The sequence below is a fragment of the Candidatus Pantoea gossypiicola genome (genome assembly GCF_008632075.1).
GTDB classification, from domain to species: Bacteria; Pseudomonadota; Gammaproteobacteria; order Enterobacterales; family Enterobacteriaceae; genus Pantoea; species Pantoea gossypiicola.
In genome coordinates this window covers 265,178-281,512 of sequence record NZ_VWVM01000001.1, presented here as the reverse complement: position 1 = coordinate 281,512, position 16,335 = coordinate 265,178, and the positions used below count along the sequence as shown (strand labels likewise).

16 protein-coding genes are annotated in these 16,335 nt (G+C 57.2%); 13 read left to right on the top strand and 3 right to left on the bottom strand.

Annotated features, from left to right (window positions below; translation table 11 throughout):
* Positions 1-52: 52 nt before the first annotated feature.
* Positions 53-1,477, bottom strand: a complete 1,425-nt coding sequence (gene pdxR / locus F3I20_RS01135) for a MocR-like pyridoxine biosynthesis transcription factor PdxR (protein WP_150036964.1) — start codon at positions 1,475-1,477, stop codon at positions 53-55.
* Positions 1,478-1,564: 87 nt separating this feature from the next.
* Here pdxR and F3I20_RS01130 point away from each other — a divergent pair, with 87 nt between their 5' ends.
* Positions 1,565-2,008: a rhodanese-like domain-containing protein gene (locus F3I20_RS01130; RefSeq protein WP_150010592.1), complete on the top strand. Its 444-nt coding sequence runs from the start codon at positions 1,565-1,567 to the stop codon at positions 2,006-2,008.
* A 1-nt stretch (position 2,009) separates the two neighbouring features.
* Here F3I20_RS01130 and flk read toward each other — a convergent pair whose 3' ends face one another.
* Entirely contained in the window at positions 2,010-3,056 is a 1,047-nt protein-coding gene (gene flk / locus F3I20_RS01125; RefSeq protein WP_150036965.1) for a flagella biosynthesis regulator Flk, read from the bottom strand.
* 213 nt (positions 3,057-3,269) lie between these two features.
* A complete protein-coding gene (locus tag F3I20_RS01120) occupies positions 3,270-4,169 on the bottom strand; it encodes a DMT family transporter (RefSeq protein WP_150036966.1) in 900 nt (299 codons plus the stop codon).
* A gap of 108 nt (positions 4,170-4,277) precedes the next feature.
* Between F3I20_RS01120 and F3I20_RS01115 the strand changes: the two genes are divergently transcribed.
* The 12 genes from F3I20_RS01115 to argT all read left to right on the top strand — a co-directional run bounded on the left by F3I20_RS01115 (position 4,278) and on the right by argT (position 16,275).
* Positions 4,278-5,057, top strand: coding sequence for an AraC family transcriptional regulator (locus tag F3I20_RS01115; RefSeq protein WP_150010586.1), 780 nt, complete (start codon positions 4,278-4,280; stop codon positions 5,055-5,057).
* A 55-nt stretch (positions 5,058-5,112) separates the two neighbouring features.
* Positions 5,113-6,246 (top strand): 4-phosphoerythronate dehydrogenase PdxB, encoded by a 1,134-nt coding sequence (gene pdxB / locus F3I20_RS01110; RefSeq protein ID WP_150036967.1) that lies wholly within the window; start codon positions 5,113-5,115, stop codon positions 6,244-6,246.
* Positions 6,247-6,548: 302 nt separating this feature from the next.
* The gene (locus tag F3I20_RS01105; RefSeq protein ID WP_150010582.1) at positions 6,549-7,556 is read left to right on the top strand and encodes an aspartate-semialdehyde dehydrogenase; all 1,008 of its coding nucleotides are present in this window, start codon (positions 6,549-6,551) and stop codon (positions 7,554-7,556) included.
* Positions 7,557-7,558: 2 nt separating this feature from the next.
* Positions 7,559-8,362, top strand: a complete 804-nt coding sequence (truA, locus tag F3I20_RS01100) for a tRNA pseudouridine(38-40) synthase TruA (protein ID WP_061063016.1) — start codon at positions 7,559-7,561, stop codon at positions 8,360-8,362.
* A 29-nt stretch (positions 8,363-8,391) separates the two neighbouring features.
* Positions 8,392-9,054 carry a DedA family protein gene (locus tag F3I20_RS01095; RefSeq protein WP_033783739.1) on the top strand — a complete coding sequence of 221 codons (663 nt, stop codon included), beginning with the start codon at positions 8,392-8,394 and terminating at the stop codon, positions 9,052-9,054.
* 144 nt (positions 9,055-9,198) lie between these two features.
* The gene (gene accD, locus F3I20_RS01090; RefSeq protein ID WP_150010580.1) at positions 9,199-10,113 is read left to right on the top strand and encodes an acetyl-CoA carboxylase, carboxyltransferase subunit beta; all 915 of its coding nucleotides are present in this window, start codon (positions 9,199-9,201) and stop codon (positions 10,111-10,113) included.
* Between the two features lie 94 nt (positions 10,114-10,207).
* Positions 10,208-11,476 (top strand): bifunctional tetrahydrofolate synthase/dihydrofolate synthase, encoded by a 1,269-nt coding sequence (folC, locus tag F3I20_RS01085; RefSeq protein WP_150036968.1) that lies wholly within the window; start codon positions 10,208-10,210, stop codon positions 11,474-11,476.
* Positions 11,466-12,245 (top strand): cell division protein DedD, encoded by a 780-nt coding sequence (dedD, locus tag F3I20_RS01080; RefSeq protein ID WP_150010576.1) that lies wholly within the window; start codon positions 11,466-11,468, stop codon positions 12,243-12,245. Before folC ends, dedD begins: the two co-directional genes overlap by 11 nt.
* Before the next feature lie 264 nt (positions 12,246-12,509).
* Positions 12,510-12,995: a colicin V production protein gene (gene cvpA / locus F3I20_RS01075; protein ID WP_003854265.1), complete on the top strand. Its 486-nt coding sequence runs from the start codon at positions 12,510-12,512 to the stop codon at positions 12,993-12,995.
* 37 nt (positions 12,996-13,032) lie between these two features.
* Positions 13,033-14,550, top strand: a complete 1,518-nt coding sequence (purF, locus tag F3I20_RS01070) for an amidophosphoribosyltransferase (RefSeq protein WP_150036969.1) — start codon at positions 13,033-13,035, stop codon at positions 14,548-14,550.
* A 113-nt stretch (positions 14,551-14,663) separates the two neighbouring features.
* The gene (locus F3I20_RS01065) at positions 14,664-15,233 is read left to right on the top strand and encodes a UbiX family flavin prenyltransferase (RefSeq protein ID WP_013358589.1); all 570 of its coding nucleotides are present in this window, start codon (positions 14,664-14,666) and stop codon (positions 15,231-15,233) included.
* 259 nt (positions 15,234-15,492) lie between these two features.
* The gene (gene argT, locus F3I20_RS01060) at positions 15,493-16,275 is read left to right on the top strand and encodes a lysine/arginine/ornithine ABC transporter substrate-binding protein ArgT (RefSeq protein WP_150036970.1); all 783 of its coding nucleotides are present in this window, start codon (positions 15,493-15,495) and stop codon (positions 16,273-16,275) included.
* The last annotated feature ends 60 nt before the right edge of the window (positions 16,276-16,335 follow it).

Below are 16,335 nucleotides of genomic sequence, written 5' to 3'. Positions count from 1 at the left end.
AGGGCCGGCTTGCCGGCCCTTTTTGTTTTTCAGCCCCTCTGCGTGACCTCGTTTAATCCTCCCGCTGCAGTAGCCTTAACAACTTATCGCATCCTGCCACAATCTCGTCAGGCGTCAGCGCAGCAAAGCCCAACAGCCAGCCTTGCTGAGACTCAGGTCCGGCATAGAGCGGGCTGAGACGTGGCAGCAGCAAACCCTGTTGTGCCGCCAGCGCGGTTAAGCGCGCCTCATCTTTGTTGATTTTCACTGTGATCTGTAACCCACCGCCGCTGGCAATCGGTGTCATCCAGGGCGAGAGCCGCTGCTCAATCTGCTCAAGCAACCGATCGCGACGGCTGCGATAGAGCTGACGCATCAGCCGCAGATGGCTGGCGAAATGTCCCTGTTGCAGGAAGGCGGCCGTGACAGCCTGTGGCAGCAGGGCGCTGTGCCCATCAAGCACGCTGCGTGCCTGACCGATGGGCGTAATCAGCGCAGGCGGCACCACCATCCATGCCAGACGCAGAGAGGGAAACAGCGACTTCGAGAAGGTGCCCAGCGTGATCACCCGCTGATGGCGATCCAGCCCCTGCAGCGCAGGAACAGGCCGTTCGTCGTAATGAAATTCACTGTCGTAGTCATCTTCGATTAACCAGCCCTGGTTGCGCTGCGCCCAGCCGAGCCACGCCAGACGCCGCGGCAGGCTGAGCGTGACGCCGGTTGGATAATGATGCGAGGGCGTCAGATACATCAGCTTCGCACTGCCGCTGGCGGGGATAGCACCTTCAGCGTCAACCTCAATGCCGCGCACCTGTGCGCCTGCGGCCATGAAGGCGTTGCGTGCGCCAGGATAGCCAGGCTCCTCCATCCATACCGCATCACCGGGATCGACGAACATCATCGCCAGTAACTGCAGCGCCTGTTGTGAACTGGTCAGAATGATCACCTGCTCCGGCTGGCACGCTACGCCTCGTGAGAGCGCCAGATAATCAGCGAGTGCGCTGCGTAACGGCAGGTAGCCGCAGGGATCGCCATATCCCATGGCGGCGCTGCCCAGCGAACGCTGCACGCTGCTGCTCAGGCGTCGCCAGCTGTCATGGGGAAAAGCGCGTAACTCCGGGGAACCGGCGGCAAAGGCGTGAGGAAACGGGGGATCCTGACAGCCTCCGGTTGCCAGCACCTGCTGACCTCGCGCCGAAAAACGGGCAGACTGAGGCCGTATCGGTGCTGACAGGGGACTGGCAGGGATGATTATCGCGACAAAGGTGCCGCGACCGGTTTCACGTCGCAGGTAACCTTCACTTTCCAGCTGTCCGTAGGCGGCTTCCACCGTCACACGAGACACCTGCAGATCCTGCGCCAGCTGCCGGCTGGAGGGTAACTTCTGACCAGCGTGCAAATGATGCCGGTTGATCGCCATCCGCAGGGTAGAGCAGAGCCGCTCACGCACGCCGCCACTGGCCTGATGCTGGAAAAGTTGTAATAACGGTGAAGGCATATGGGTCTTAACCCTGCGGGATAATGGGTATCAGTAAGCAGTCCACTTTGCCGTAAACTGCGACTTCACCACAACAGGAGAATCGCTATGTCATTGGTTTTACAGTTTCCGGCCGCTACGCCGCAGCAAAGCCTCGATTATCTGCAGACAAAACTCGCCTATTACACCGACGCCTGGGATCTGGCGGAAGATCTGGCCCGTCAGACGCCAGAAATTGTAGTGATCGATGCCCGCGCCCCTGAAGCTTATCGCGCCGGTCATATCTGCGGCGCAATTAACTTTCCACATCGCGGGATGGATGCCACCACGACGGCGCGGCTTGACCGCAGCAAAGTCTATGTCACCTATTGTGACGGCATTGGTTGTAACGGGTCGACGAAAGCGGCCTGGAAACTGGCATCGCTGGGATTTCAGGTGAAGGAGTTAATTGGCGGATTGGATTTCTGGAAACGTGACGGTCATCCGCTGATCTGGGGTGATTCAGCGGGCGAATGGCCTGCCGCCGCGCCCCTGGCATCCTGCGGCTGCTGACTCAAAGTACCAGCCAGAGTAAAAGGGTGATGACCACCAGTGCGACAAAAAATCCCAGCAGGGGACGCTGCGCCAGCGGCTGTATCGCGGGCGGCAGCGATGCAACAAACGGTGACCAGATCGGCTGAGGTTTAATCTCACTGGCAGCCAGCGGCTGCTCGAGAAGTTTTTCAGCCCGGTCAGCGCGACGGCTGAACAGGAAGTTCAGCAAATCCTGCGTCTGTGCCGTGGTCAGAACCATCTGCGGCGTCGTCTGAAAACGCTGCTGGCTGTAATCCTCCAGCTGCTGCCGTTCCTGCTGATCGAGCGGCTGCTTCAGGGACGCCTCCAGCAGTTGCAGCGTTGGCGCGCTGTGCTGACTCAGCGTCTGGCGCACCTGCAGATACTGTGTCAGCAGCGGGAAGTGGCGCGAGGGGATCGGATCGCCGCTGGTCAGATTCACCAGCTTCAGCGCCGCCGACCACAGCTTACCGGTGGATTCGCCGGTGGCGGCGGCCAGGCGCACCACCTGCTGATTCAGAGTATGGTGCTCGGCAGGCAGCAGCGTGCGATCGCTGACGCGGATCTGCTGCGGCTGGGGAATCGTCATCTGCCCGTTCTGCAGCATCGTCAGCACCTGGCGCAGCTGATCCTGACTCAGCGCGCTCAGGACGGTCTGACCAAACTGCTGACGGATAAAATCACTGACGGCCTGACGGTTATTACCTTTCGGCAGTAGCTCGGTGAGCTGAGTCATCAGCTGGCGGGTGCCATGTCCGTTCTGCGCCTGCGTCAGGCGACTATTCAGATACTGTTCCGCAGCCGGAAAATGACGCGACTGTAACTCGGCTTCACTCTTTACACCTACTTCATGACGGACGCCCGCCCAGAGTTCAGGCGCTTTAAGATTGCTGAGCGATAAGATACGCACGATCAGGCGTTCTAACGTCGTTCGCTGGGCAGGGGAGAGAGGCTGTTCGCCCGCCACAGAACCGTGACGGGTTACGCCGGTTTGCGGATTGACAGATGAACGATCGACCGGCGCACCGGGGCCGCTGAGAGGTTGCATGGCGGATTCCTTGGGAAAACAGAACAGCGTGGGGTGCGCCGGAAAACGAATAGGCCATGATAGCAAAAGCCCCCGGGAAATCCCACGGGGGACTCGCGTTTCGGTGCGAGATTTACGCTTCAGTTGTGAACCCCAGCCGACCTGGTTTATCACTGCCTTCAGTTGCATCTTTACTCACCGCAGCCCTGCACCTTAATCCGCAGCGGGTGCGGTTCAGGATGGTGGCTGAGTTACCGGTTTATGCCGGGTTAAAGGTGTGCGCAGCCGCTGCGCCAGTATGACACCGCCCAGCGTCAGACCACCGCCTATCCAGTGGTAACTGTGCAGCTGCTCATGCAGAAACAGCACGGCGATCAATGCGGTAAACAGCGGCGTCAGATTCATAAAGATGCTGGTGGTGCTGGCACCGAGGTGCTGCACGCCGTGAATCCATAAAAAGGGCGCGATGAGGGAGGCGAACAGTCCGGCGAACGCCACCAGTTGGAGGTTATGCCAGTTAAGCGATACGTCAGGTGCCAGTAAAAAGCCGGGCAGCAACAGCAGTACGCCGAATACGATCTGCACATAGAGACTCTGCCAGATTGGCAGTGGCAGCGCCCAGCGTTTCGTCAGGACGCCATACAGCGCATAGGCGGTGGAAGCAGCCAGCATCATCAGTTCACCGTTGCCCATGCCGTGATTCAGCAGTTGCATCACGTCACCTTCACTAACCAGCCACACCAGCCCGCAAAAAGAGATGATACTGCCGAGCAGGATACCGAGCGTTGGCGCAATCCGCAGGATAACCACGCTCAGCAGTACGGTAAGCAGTGGGATCAGCGCGCCGATGATCCCCATAAAGAGGGCGCTGACACTGTGCGCCGCGTAATAGGCGAGGCTCTGGTAGAGCACCATGCCGAGCAGCCCAAGAATCGCCAGCCGCCAGAGATGCGGTTTGATGATCTGACGCGTGCGCCACACGCCAGGCAGCACAAAGGGGGTCAGCACCAGTAGCGCCAGCAACCAGCGATAGAATGAGATCGCTGCCGGATCGATCGCACTGGCCGACAGTTTGCTGACAATTGAGTTGATCGACCAGATCATCACCGCGAAGAGCGGGTACAGGAAAAACATGCTGACTCTCCATATATCATCACACGCCATTAATGAGGCGCAGTGTACGCTTGTCCGGATTTATCCAGATAGTTAATATCGGACAAAATGAGCGAGTGAGCGGACAGAATGAGCCTGAAAGTGACCTACCAGCCGCCGGTCAATGCACCGCAGCTACGCTACTTTATGCGCTATGAACAGGCCAATGCCCGCACCGAATATCTGCCACATTCTCATGTCTGGGGCCAGCTGATCATGGTGAAGAGCCACGTCCTGGAGATGCAGGTAGAGGGTGAACGCCTGCTGACACCGGCCGATATTCCGGTCTGGATCCCGCCGGGTCAGCTTCACAGCAGCTATAACCATCGTCAGGCGCAGTTCCGCACCTTTAATCTGGCGGCACCGCTCTGCGCCGACTTACCCCGGCGCGCCTGTCTGATGCTGGTGGATCCCATTGCACACGCCATCATGGACGATTTCGCTGAGCAGCAAATCGAGCAACCCGCAACGGATGCCCAGTGGCGACTGTGCGAGGTGCTGCGCGATCGTCTGAAGCTGGCGCAGGTGCAGGAGAGTTATCTGCCGACTTCGGACGATAAGTTTCTGGCACCGGTGTTACATGCGCTGGAAGCGCATCCGGGCGATAACACGACACTGGCGGGCTGGGCAGCGCGGGTCTTTACGACTGAACGGACGCTGGCGCGGCGCTGCCAGCAGCATCTGCATATGACGTTTGGTGAGTGGCGACAGCGCCTGCGGTTTCTGCGCGCCATCGTACTGCTCGAGCAGGGAGAAAGTGTGCAGAGCATCGCCCATGAGCTGGGATACAGTTCCGCCTCGGCGCTGATTGTGATGTTCCAGCAACAGGCAGGCACCACGCCCGATCGCTACCGTGCGCGGTTAGGCTAACGCGTCGCTTTGTGCCAGAATAATTGCCTCACATGTAACAGACAGGAAAGCCGTAGTGAAAATTCTGGTCGATGAAAATATGCCTTATGCCCGTGAGTTATTCAGTCGTACCGGCGACGTGGTCGCGGTGCCGGGGCGTCCGCTGCCGGTGGCTGAGCTGGCCGATGCCGATGGCCTGATGGTGCGCTCTGTCACCCAGGTGAATGAATCGCTGCTGGCTGGAAAACCGGTGAAGTTTGTCGGCACCGCGACGGCGGGCACCGATCATATCGACGAGAACTGGCTGCAGCAGGCGGGCATTGCGTTCTCTGCCGCTCCCGGCTGTAACGCTATTGCGGTGGTGGAATATGTTTTCTCTGCGCTGCTGCTGCTGGCGGAGCGCGATGGTTTTGAGCTGCGTGACCGCACAGTCGGCATTGTGGGCGTCGGTAACGTTGGCGGGCGGCTGCAGAAGCGGCTGGAAGCCTGGGGCATCACAACCCTGCTGTGCGATCCACCACGCGCCGATCGCGGTGACGTAGGCGATTTCCTGTCACTGGAGGCGGTGACAGAGCAGGCGGATATTCTGACCTTCCACACACCGCTGTTTAAAGACGGCCCTTACAAAAGCTGGCATCTGGCGGATGCCGCGCTGCTGATGGCGCTGAAGCCCAACACCATCCTGATCAACGCCTGTCGCGGCCCGGTCGTGGACAACGGCGCGCTGCTGGAGGTGCTGAAAATGCGCCATGATCTCAGCGTAGTGCTGGACGTCTGGGAGCCGGAGCCGGATCTCTCGCTGGCGCTGCTGGATAAGGTCGACGTCGCCACGCCGCACATCGCGGGCTACACGCTGGAAGGCAAAGCACGCGGCACCACCCAGGTCTTTGAAGCCTGGTGCAACTTTATCGGTCAGCCGCAGCAGGTGCCGCTCAGCTCATTACTGCCGGAGCCGGAATTCAGTGAAATGACCCTGAATGGCCCGCTGGATCAGCCAACACTGAAACGCCTGGCGCATCTGGTGTATGATGTGCGCCGCGATGATGCCCCGCTACGTAAAGTGGCGGCGAAACCCGGCGAGTTTGATCGTCTGCGCAAGCAGTATCTGGAGCGCCGCGAGTGGTCTTCGCTGCAGGTAAACTGTGATGACGCCTCAACGGCTGAGATGCTGAATCAGCTGGGCTTTAACGCAATCTACTCCCCGAAGTAACGGGCGCTGCAGGCCAGCGCCCTGGCGCGCTTTTCCGTACTGTACTGAACAGTTGACGGAAGGTGCGCAATGCTGGCGTGCCTGTATGACGGCCAGTTCAGGGGAGATAGACCCAATGGATTTCGGGTTGCATTAAGGCGGCAGGAGAACGAATCCCGATGAGCTTACTCCGATAAGTGATTCGGGTGAGTGAACGCTGCCAGCAACGCTGCAACGTGAAAGACGATGGGAATAAATCTGAATCCCTGGGCGGTGAATATCACCGCCTTCTGTTTTTATGTCATTGTCTGGAGTAAACCAACATGTCTGACGGCTGGAATATTGCGCTACTGGGCGCAACAGGCGCAGTAGGGAACGCTGTACTGGAACTGCTGGCGGAACGCCAGTTCCCGGTTGGTGAATTATATTTGCTGGCCAGCGAAAACAGCGCGGGTGAAGTTAAACGTTTCGAGGGCCGCTCGGTGCGGGTCGACAATGCAGAGACGTTCGACTGGTCACAGGCACAGCTGGCCTTTTTCGTGGCGGGTCGTGACGCCTCGGCACGTTTTGCCGACGAAGCGGCCAATGCGGGTTGTCTGGTGATCGACAGCAGTGAGCTGTTTGCGCTGGAACCCGATGTGCCGCTGGTGGTGCCAGATGTCAACCCGCAGGTGCTGGCAGATTATCGCAATCGCAACATCATCAGCGTGGCGGACAACCTGGTGAGCCAGCTGCTGACGGCGATTAAACCGCTGGTAGATGCGGCCGGGCTGAGCCGTTTACAGGTGACCAATCTGATCTCGGTTTCCAGCTACGGCAAAGTGGCAGTCGATGCGCTGGCGGGTGAAAGTGCCCGCCTGCTGAATGGTATCCCAGCTGATGAACATCACTTTGGTCGTCAGCTGGCGTTTAACCTGATGCCACAACAGGCCGACGCAGAAGGCAGCGTGGAGAGTGAACGTCGCCTGATTGATCAGGTGCGCAAAGTCCTGCAGGACGAAGGCTTGCCCATTGCGGTCAGCAGCGTACAGGCTCCGGTGTTCTACGGTAACGCGCAGATTGTGCATATCGAAAACCTGCGCCCGCTCTCTGCGGAAGAAGCGCGTGCCGAGCTGGCGATGGCGTCAGATATTCGTCTGAGCGAAGAAGATGATGTGCCAACGCCAGTGACGGATGCTTCTGGCAACGGCGAACTGAGCATCGGTGCTGTGCGCAACGACTATGGTATTCCGGAGTTGCTGCAGTTCTGGTCAGTGGCGGACAACATTCGTTTTGGCGGCGCGCTGATGGCGGTGAAAACCGCTGAGAAACTGGTTCAGGAGTATCTGTAAGCATGTCCGATGGTCAGACGCAAAAACTGGCGCTCGGTATCGAGTATGACGGCAGCCGTTACTACGGCTGGCAGCGCCAGAATGAAGTCCGCAGCGTGCAGGAGAAGGTAGAGCGCGCGCTGTCGAAAGTCGCCGATCATCCGGTCAGCATTTTTTGTGCTGGCCGCACCGATGCGGGCGTGCACGGCACAGGGCAGGTGGTCCATTTCGAAACCACGTCGCAGCGGCCTGATGGTGCCTGGACGCTGGGCGTCAACGCCAATCTGCCGGCAGATATTGCGGTGCGTTGGGTGAAAGCGGTGCCGGATGAATTTCATGCCCGCTTCAGCGCCACGGCCCGACGCTATCGCTACCTGATCTACAATCAGCGCCTGCGTCCGGCGGTGCTGGCGCAGGGCGTGACGCACTTTTACCATCCACTGGATGCGGAGAAGATGCAGCGAGCCGGGCAATGTTTGTTAGGCGAGAATGATTTCACCTCATTCCGCGCGGTGCAGTGCCAGTCACGTACTCCCTGGCGCAACGTGATTCACCTCAACGTGACGCGTCAGGGGCCCTACGTGATTGTGGATATTAAAGCCAACGCGTTTGTGCATCACATGGTGCGCAATATCGTGGGCAGCCTGATGGAGATAGGCTGCGGCAATAAGCCGGAGTCATGGATGGCAACGCTGCTGGCGGCGAAGGATCGGACATTAGCCGCAGCCACAGCCCGGGCAGAAGGGTTGTATCTGGTGGCGGTGGATTACCCATCCCACTTTGCGTTACCACAGCCGTCGATGGGACCGTTGTTCCTCGCGGATTAATTCACTTTCAGGACTTAAAAGGGCGTGCTATGGAGTTTCTCCATTTTCTGGTCGATTTTATTCTGCACATCGATGTGCATCTGGCCGAGCTGGTTGCACAGTACGGTATCTGGATTTACGCTATTTTGTTCCTGATTCTGTTCTGCGAAACCGGGCTGGTTGTGACGCCTTTCCTGCCAGGCGATTCGCTGCTGTTTGTGGCGGGTGCACTGGCTGCACTGCCGGGTAACGATCTCAATGTGCATGTGATGGTGGCGTTGTTAGTGGTGGCCGCGGTGCTGGGCGATGCGGTGAACTACACCATTGGCCGCCTGTTTGGCGAGCGGCTGTTCAGTAACCCGAACTCGAAGATTTTCCGTCGCAGCCATCTGGATAAAACCCACGCGTTTTATGCCCGTCACGGCGGAAAAACCATTATCCTGGCGCGCTTTGTGCCGATTGTCCGCACGTTTGCGCCGTTTGTTGCCGGTATGGGCCATATGTCCTATCGCCACTTTGCGCTGTTCAACGTAACGGGTGCGCTGTTATGGGTGCTGCTGTTCTCCTATGCCGGCTACCTGTTTGGCGATCTGCCCGTGGTGCAGGAAAACCTGAAGCTGCTGATTGTGGGCATTATCCTGGTCTCGATTCTGCCGGGTGTGATTGAAGTCTGGCGTCATCGCCGTCAGGCGAAGCAGCAGAAGCTGCCGTAAGACTTCGCTCAGGGGTAAGACCAGATTTTTATCCACAGTCTGAACAGGTTGTGGTTTAATGAGCGACATTTACCGTCTGCTGAAGCGGTTTTCAGCAGTATCAAGACGACTGGACCAGGTCAGTTTTAAACAGAAAGGTCATCAATGAGCTGGATTGAACGCATTCTTAATAAAAGCACCACGACGCCAACGCGCAAAGCCAGCATCCCGGAAGGGGTGTGGACCAAGTGCGACAGCTGTGGCCAGGTTCTCTACCGCGCCGAGCTGGAGCGTAATCTGGAGGTTTGCCCGAAGTGCGACCACCACATGCGTATGCACGCGCGTGAGCGCCTCGGCAGTTTCCTCGATCAGGGCACGATGGTTGAGCTTGGCAGTGAGCTTGAACCCAAAGATCTGCTGAAGTTTCGCGATTCCAAGAAGTACAAAGATCGTCTGGTAGCAGCACAGAAAGATACCGGCGAGAAAGATGCGCTGATCGTAATGAAAGGTCAGTTGCACAGTATGCCCGTTGTTGCGGCAGCGTTTGAATTTGCCTTTATGGGCGGTTCAATGGGCTCTGTAGTCGGTGCACGCTTTGTACGGGCAGTTGAGCAGGCACTGGAAGATAACTGTCCGCTGATCTGCTTCTCCGCCAGTGGCGGTGCCCGTATGCAGGAAGCGCTGCAGTCGCTGATGCAGATGGCGAAAACCAGTGCGGCACTGGCAAAAATGCAGGAGCGTGGTCTTCCGTATATTTCTGTGCTGACTGACCCGACTATGGGTGGTGTTTCTGCCAGTTTCGCCATGCTGGGTGACCTCAACGTTGCGGAGCCTAAAGCGCTGATTGGCTTTGCCGGCCCACGCGTCATCGAGCAGACCGTGCGTGAAAAACTGCCGCCGGGCTTCCAGCGCAGTGAGTTTCTGATTGAGAAGGGCGCGATTGATATGATCATCCGCCGCCCGGAAATGCGCTACAAACTGGCAAGCCTGCTGGCCAAAATGATGAACCTGCCGGCACCGCTGCATGACGGTGAACCGTCCGCTCCCGCGACGACTGAATCGGAAAGCAACGAGGCCTGACAGGAGATAGAGAGGCGCGACTTTCGCGCCTCTTACCAATGCACCGTATACCGCAGCACCAGTCTGCCAGGTATAAATTAGCAAAACGGGACATATGGACAATCTTCACCTTCCTCAAGCCACGTCGCCTTTGGCCACGTGGCTTTATTATCTTGAGCATCTGCATACGCAGGCCATTGAACTGGGCCTGGACCGTATTCGTCAGGTAGCACTTCGTCTCGACCTGCTGAAACCCGCTCCGTTTGTCTTTACCGTAGCCGGTACCAATGGTAAAGGCACCACCTGCCGCACCCTGGAAACGCTGCTGATCGCTGCGGGCTATCGCGTAGGCGTCTACAGCTCGCCGCATCTGGTGCGCTATACCGAACGCGTCCGGATTCAGGGCGAGGAGCTTGGTGAAGCGCAGCACTGTGCCAGCTTTGCGGAGATTGAAGCCGGACGGGCTGATATTTCGCTGACCTACTTTGAATTCGGTACGCTCTCCGCGCTGAATCTATTCCGCCAGGCGCAACTGGATGTCGTGATCCTCGAGGTCGGCCTCGGCGGACGACTGGATGCCACCAACATCGTGGATGCCGATGTCGCCGTAGTCACCAGCATCGCGCTGGATCACACCGACTGGCTGGGACCGGATCGCGAAAACATCGGACGTGAGAAAGCGGGCGTCTTTCGCGCGGGGAAACCGGCGGTAGTCGGTGAACCCGATATGCCACACAGCATCGCTGTGGTCGCGCAGGAAAAAGGCGCTCAACTGTTACAGCGCAACCGCGACTGGTCCTGGCATGCGCAGGCCGAAAGCTGGTCGCTGCGTGATGCGCAGGGCGAGCTGAACGATCTGCCGTTGCCTCAGGTACCGCTGCCTAACGCGGCGACTGCATTGATAGCGCTGCGGGTCTCAGGGCTTGCGGTCAGTGAGACGCAGATTCGCGCCAGCCTGCCGCTGGCGATGCTGCCAGGGCGGTTTCAGACAATAAGTGAATCACCGCGCGTGATTCTGGATGTCGCTCATAATCCGCACGCGGCAGGCTATCTGGCGTCGCGGCTGTCGGCGCTGCCGAAACGCGGCAAAGTGCATGCCGTCGTGGGCATGCTGCATGATAAAGATATCGCCGGAACGCTCGCGGCATTGGCTCCAATGGTTGATGCCTGGTACTGTGCACCGCTTGACGGTCCGCGCGGTGCCAGTGCAGAGCAGCTGCTGGACGCGCTGCCGCAGGGCGAGGCCTTTGGTTCGGTTGAACTCGCCTGGCAGCAGGCGCGCGAGCGGGCTGCGCCGCAGGACACTGTGCTGGTGTGTGGTTCCTTCCATACTGTGGCACAGGTCATGGAATCGATTGAAACGGAGAAAGGACGTGGCAAGTAAGTTTCAGAACCGTTTAGTCGGCACCGTTATTCTGGTTGCTGTTGGCGTGATTGTGCTGCCAGGGCTGCTGGATGGTCAGAAAAAGCATTACAAAGAGGAGTTCGCTGCCATCCCGCTGGTGCCGAAACCTGACGATCAGCAGGACAGCGAAATGGTGCCGCCGGTAACTCAGTCGCTTCCTGCTCAGCCGCCGGAAGGCGCAGGCAGTGCCGTCAACAGCAGCAGTGGCAACGGTAAAACCAACGCCACGGCGGAGCAGGGACGGACGCAGCCGGATGAGGAGAGCGATCCTGTTGTTGTCTCGCAGCCGCCGGTTCATCAGTCTGTGCCTGCACAGACGGTGACGAAGCCGAAAGCCGAAGAGCCGCGTAAACCTAAAGTCATCGAGCAGCCAAAGCAGAAGCTGGTTGAACAGCAGAAGCCAAAAGCCGTGGAGCAGCCTAAACCAAAGCTGGTTGAGCAACCCAAAGCGGTTGAGCAGCCGAAGCAGGAAGCGCCAAAAGCGGCAGAGACCACGGCTCCGGCGGGACAGGCTTATGTGGTGCAGTTAGGTGCGCTGAAGAACGCCAGCAAAGTGAATGAGATTGTCGCGCAGTTGCGGCTGTCGGGCTATCGCGCCTTTACCGTGCCGTCAACGCCGGTTCAGGGTCAGATTACCCGTATCTACGTTGGCCCTGATGCCTCGAAAACTAAAATGCAAGGCGCAGTTGGTGAACTGAAAAACATCTCAGGACTGGGCGGTGTTGTAAAACCGTACAGCGCCCGTTAAACCGGCGATTGGCGCTGCCGATAGCAGTAACAGGCTGCGTCTTTTACCGGGCAGGCAGCGCGCTTAACGCGCGCTGCCACGAAGAATAGTGACGATTTTCAACGGCCTGTCTGGTTGATAATCACCCTGGCGATTGCGTTTTTTTTCATCGCCGCATTTATGGATGCAGAAAAAGAAAACCGCTACGCAAACGTTTTCTTTTTCTGTTAGAATGCGCCCCGAACTGGATGCAGGGGTGCAATTGCACTGGCGCTGGAAGAGTTCATGATCTGGATTGATTACGTCATTATTGCGGTAGTTGGTTTTTCGGCTCTGGTCAGCCTGGTTCGTGGGTTTGTCCGGGAAGCCTTATCTCTTGTTACCTGGGGATGCGCGTTTTTTGTCGCCAGTCATTACTACGCCTACCTTGCAGTCTGGTTTACAGGTTTTGACGACGAACTGGTTCGTAACGGTATTGCCATCGGTGTGCTGTTTGTGGCGACGCTGATTGTGGGTGCCATTGTGAACTACGTTATCGGCACGCTGGTGGAAAAAACCGGCCTGTCGGGAACCGACCGGGTATTGGGCGTCTGTTTCGGGGCGTTGCGTGGTGTGCTGATCGTAGCCGCTTTGCTGTTCTTCCTTGATACATTCACTGGCTTTTCCAAAAGTCCGGACTGGCAACAGTCTCAACTCATTCCCGAGTTCAGTTATATCATCAGGTGGTTCTTTGATTACCTGAAAAGCACGTCGAGTTTTTTACCCCGGTGATGTGACCGGGTGTGCGGCTAAATGAGGAAATGACAACATGTGCGGTATTGTCGGTATCACCGGTTTCATGCCGGTCAACCAGTCGATCTATGACGCGTTAACGGTGCTCCAGCACCGCGGGCAGGATGCCGCAGGCATTTGTACTATCGATGCGCTGAAATGTTTTCGCCTGCGAAAGGCAAACGGCCTGGTCAGCGACGTTTTCGAAGCACGCCACATGCAGCGACTGCAGGGCAATATGGGAATCGGTCACGCGCGTTACCCGACCGCGGGCAGCTCGAGTGCCTCTGAAGCGCAGCCATTCTATGTAAACTCCCCGTATGGCATCACCCTGGCGCACAACGGTAATCTGACCAACGCCCATGTGCTGCGTAAGCACCTGTTCGAAAAGGGTCGCCGTCACGTTAACACCACGTCAGATTCTGAAATCCTGCTGAACATCTTTGCGCAGGAACTGGATCGCTTCCAGAACGATCCGCTGGCAGCTGACAACATTTTTTCTGCGGTTGCGGCCCTGCATCAGCAGGTGCGCGGCGCTTACGCCGTGGTGGCGATGATTATCGGACACGGCATGGTCGCCTTCCGCGATCCTAACGGTATTCGTCCGCTGGTCCTCGGCAAGCGCGTTATCGCTGACGGCCGTACCGAATATATGGTTGCCTCAGAGAGCGTGGCGCTTGATACGCTGGGCTTTGAGTTCATCCGTGACGTGGCGCCGGGTGAAGCGGTTTATGTCACTGAAGAGGGCCAGCTGTCGACCCGTCAGTGTGCTGAAAACCCGAAAAGCAATCCGTGCCTGTTCGAGTATGTCTATTTTGCACGTCCCGACTCGTTCCTCGACAAGATTTCGGTCTACAGCGCCCGTGTCCGCATGGGCACCAAGCTGGGCGAGAAAATTGCCCGCGAGTGGGAAGATCTCGATATCGATGTCGTGATTCCAATCCCGGAAACTTCAACCGATATCGCGCTGGAGATTGCGCGTATTCTCGATAAACCCTATCGCCAGGGCTTCGTGAAGAACCGCTACGTCGGCCGCACCTTTATCATGCCGGGCCAGCAGTTACGTCGCAGCGCAGTACGCCGCAAGCTCAACGCGAACCGCGCGGAATTCCGTGATAAAAACGTGCTGCTGGTGGATGACTCCATCGTGCGTGGCACCACTTCCGAGCAGATCATTGAGATGGCGCGTGAAGCGGGCGCGAAACGGGTTTACCTGGCCTCAGCGGCACCGGAAATTCGTTTCCCGAACGTCTACGGCATCGATATGCCGAGCGCCACGGAACTCATTGCGCACGGTCGTGAAGTTGAAGAGATTCGCCAGCTGATTAAAGCCGATGCACTGATTTTCCAGGATCTCGACGATCTGATCGAAGCGGTGCGTGAAGAGAATCCGGACATTGCTCAATTTGAGTGCTCGGTGTTCAACGGCGTTTACGTGACGAAAGATGTCGACCAGCAGTATCTGGAGTATCTGGAGTCGTTGCGTAATGATGATGCCAAAGCGCTTCAGCGCCAGAACGAAGTTGAAAACCTTGAGCTGCACAACGAAGGCTGACATCCATCTATAGTCGGGCAGCATAAAACAGGGCGGGAGCAATCCCGCCCTGTTTGTTTTCAGAAACCCGCTGGCCGCGTATGATGGCGCATTAGCTGACATAAGGTTGGAATATGAAACGACTCATCATTGGCATCTCCGGCGCAAGCGGGGTGATCTATGGCGTGCGCATGCTGCAGGTATTGCAGCAGGTGGAAGAGGTAGAAACGCATCTGGTCATGAGTCAGGCGGCACGTCAGACGCTGGGGCTGGAGAGCGACTATTCGCTGCGTGACGTGCAGGCGCTGGCCGATGTGGTGCATGACGTGCGCGATATTGCAGCAAATATCTCGTCGGGCTCGTTTAAAACGTTGGGCATGGCGATTCTGCCGTGCTCGATGAAAACGCTTTCAGGCATCGTGCACAGCTACAGTGATTCGTTGCTGACCCGTGCGGCTGATGTGGTGTTAAAAGAGCAGCGTAAGCTGGTGTTGTGCGTACGCGAAACCCCGCTGCATGTCGGCCACCTGCGGATGATGACTACCGCGGCTGAACTGGGTGCCATTATCATGCCGCCCGTGCCAGCGTTTTATCATCGGCCTGAAACCATCGATCAGCTCATCGACCAGACTGTTAACCGGGTAATCGATCAGTTTGATATCGAGTTACCGGAAGATCTCTTTATGCGCTGGCAGGGTGCATAAAGTTCCGCAGGCGCACTTATTTAGTGCATAAGCGCGCCTCGGATCACTCTTCGTGCATTTGACGCACCAAAAGTTAACAACGTCGCTTTTTCTCTTTTACTTCACTGCTATATTCCCCTCACAAACACAGCGTTTTCGCCTGTCTGTCATCACGTTAACGGCGTGGATAACTTGCAGAACTGGCATGAAACATGCAAATTACTTTGCGCAAACATATCACGAACCACATAACAAAAAGCACTTCACTTGAGGGTAATCTATGAAAAAGCGTGTTCTGGCTCTTTCCCTGATGCTGGGCTTAACCAGTGCTGCCAGCGTCTTCGCGGCGGTTCCGGGTCCAATCCGTATCGGCACAGATCCAACTTACCCACCGTTTGAGTCGAAAGACGCGCAAGGCAAGTTAGTGGGCTTCGATATCGACCTCGCTAACGAAATCTGTAAACGTATTCATACCCAATGTACCTATGTTGAAAGCGACTTTGATGCGCTGATCCCCTCGCTGAAAGCGAAGAAAATTGATGCCATCATCTCCTCACTTTCCATCACAGCAAAACGTCAGGAAGAGATCGCCTTCTCGGAAAAACTCTATGCGGCGAACGCGCGCTTAGTGGCACCGAAGGGATCGAAAATTGAGCCGACCATTGAGTCGCTGAAAGGCAAAAACATCGGTCTGTTGCAGGGCACCACCCAGGAAACCTACGCCAATCAGAACTGGCGGCCAAAAGGGGTGAATGTTACGCCTTATGCTAACCAGGATCTCGTCTATCAGGATCTGAACGCCGGTCGTATTGATGCGGCCTTCCAGGATGAAGTGCAGGCAAGCGAAGGTTTTCTGAAGCAGCCGGTGGGTAAAAACTACGCCTTCGCCGGTCCGGCCGTGAAAGATGACAAGATCTTTGGCGTCGGAACCGGGATGGGACTGCGTAAAGATGACAGCGAACTGAAAGCCGCCATCGACAAAGCCTTTGCTGATATGCGCAAAGATGGCACCTACGACAAGATTGCGAAGAAATACTTCGATTTCAATGTGTACGGCGACTAACCATCCTGTCGCTTTATCCTCTGTATGCTGAAGCCCGCCGGAACGGACGGCTTAATACCG

What these genes read in the sequence shown, in the direction of transcription:
- pdxR (WP_150036964.1), bottom strand. Translation starts at nt 1,477, where the DNA reads ATGCCTTCACCGTTATTACAACTTTTCCAGCATCAGGCCAGTGGCGGC.
- F3I20_RS01130 (WP_150010592.1), top strand. Translation starts at nt 1,565, where the DNA reads ATGTCATTGGTTTTACAGTTTCCGGCCGCTACGCCGCAGCAAAGCCTC.
- flk (WP_150036965.1), bottom strand. Translation starts at nt 3,056, where the DNA reads ATGCAACCTCTCAGCGGCCCCGGTGCGCCGGTCGATCGTTCATCTGTC.
- F3I20_RS01120 (WP_150036966.1), bottom strand. Translation starts at nt 4,169, where the DNA reads ATGTTTTTCCTGTACCCGCTCTTCGCGGTGATGATCTGGTCGATCAAC.
- F3I20_RS01115 (WP_150010586.1), top strand. Translation starts at nt 4,278, where the DNA reads ATGAGCCTGAAAGTGACCTACCAGCCGCCGGTCAATGCACCGCAGCTA.
- F3I20_RS01105 (WP_150010582.1), top strand. Translation starts at nt 6,549, where the DNA reads ATGTCTGACGGCTGGAATATTGCGCTACTGGGCGCAACAGGCGCAGTA.
- truA (WP_061063016.1), top strand. Translation starts at nt 7,559, where the DNA reads ATGTCCGATGGTCAGACGCAAAAACTGGCGCTCGGTATCGAGTATGAC.
- F3I20_RS01095 (WP_033783739.1), top strand. Translation starts at nt 8,392, where the DNA reads ATGGAGTTTCTCCATTTTCTGGTCGATTTTATTCTGCACATCGATGTG.
- accD (WP_150010580.1), top strand. Translation starts at nt 9,199, where the DNA reads ATGAGCTGGATTGAACGCATTCTTAATAAAAGCACCACGACGCCAACG.
- folC (WP_150036968.1), top strand. Translation starts at nt 10,208, where the DNA reads ATGGACAATCTTCACCTTCCTCAAGCCACGTCGCCTTTGGCCACGTGG.
- cvpA (WP_003854265.1), top strand. Translation starts at nt 12,510, where the DNA reads ATGATCTGGATTGATTACGTCATTATTGCGGTAGTTGGTTTTTCGGCT.
- purF (WP_150036969.1), top strand. Translation starts at nt 13,033, where the DNA reads ATGTGCGGTATTGTCGGTATCACCGGTTTCATGCCGGTCAACCAGTCG.
- F3I20_RS01065 (WP_013358589.1), top strand. Translation starts at nt 14,664, where the DNA reads ATGAAACGACTCATCATTGGCATCTCCGGCGCAAGCGGGGTGATCTAT.
- argT (WP_150036970.1), top strand. Translation starts at nt 15,493, where the DNA reads ATGAAAAAGCGTGTTCTGGCTCTTTCCCTGATGCTGGGCTTAACCAGT.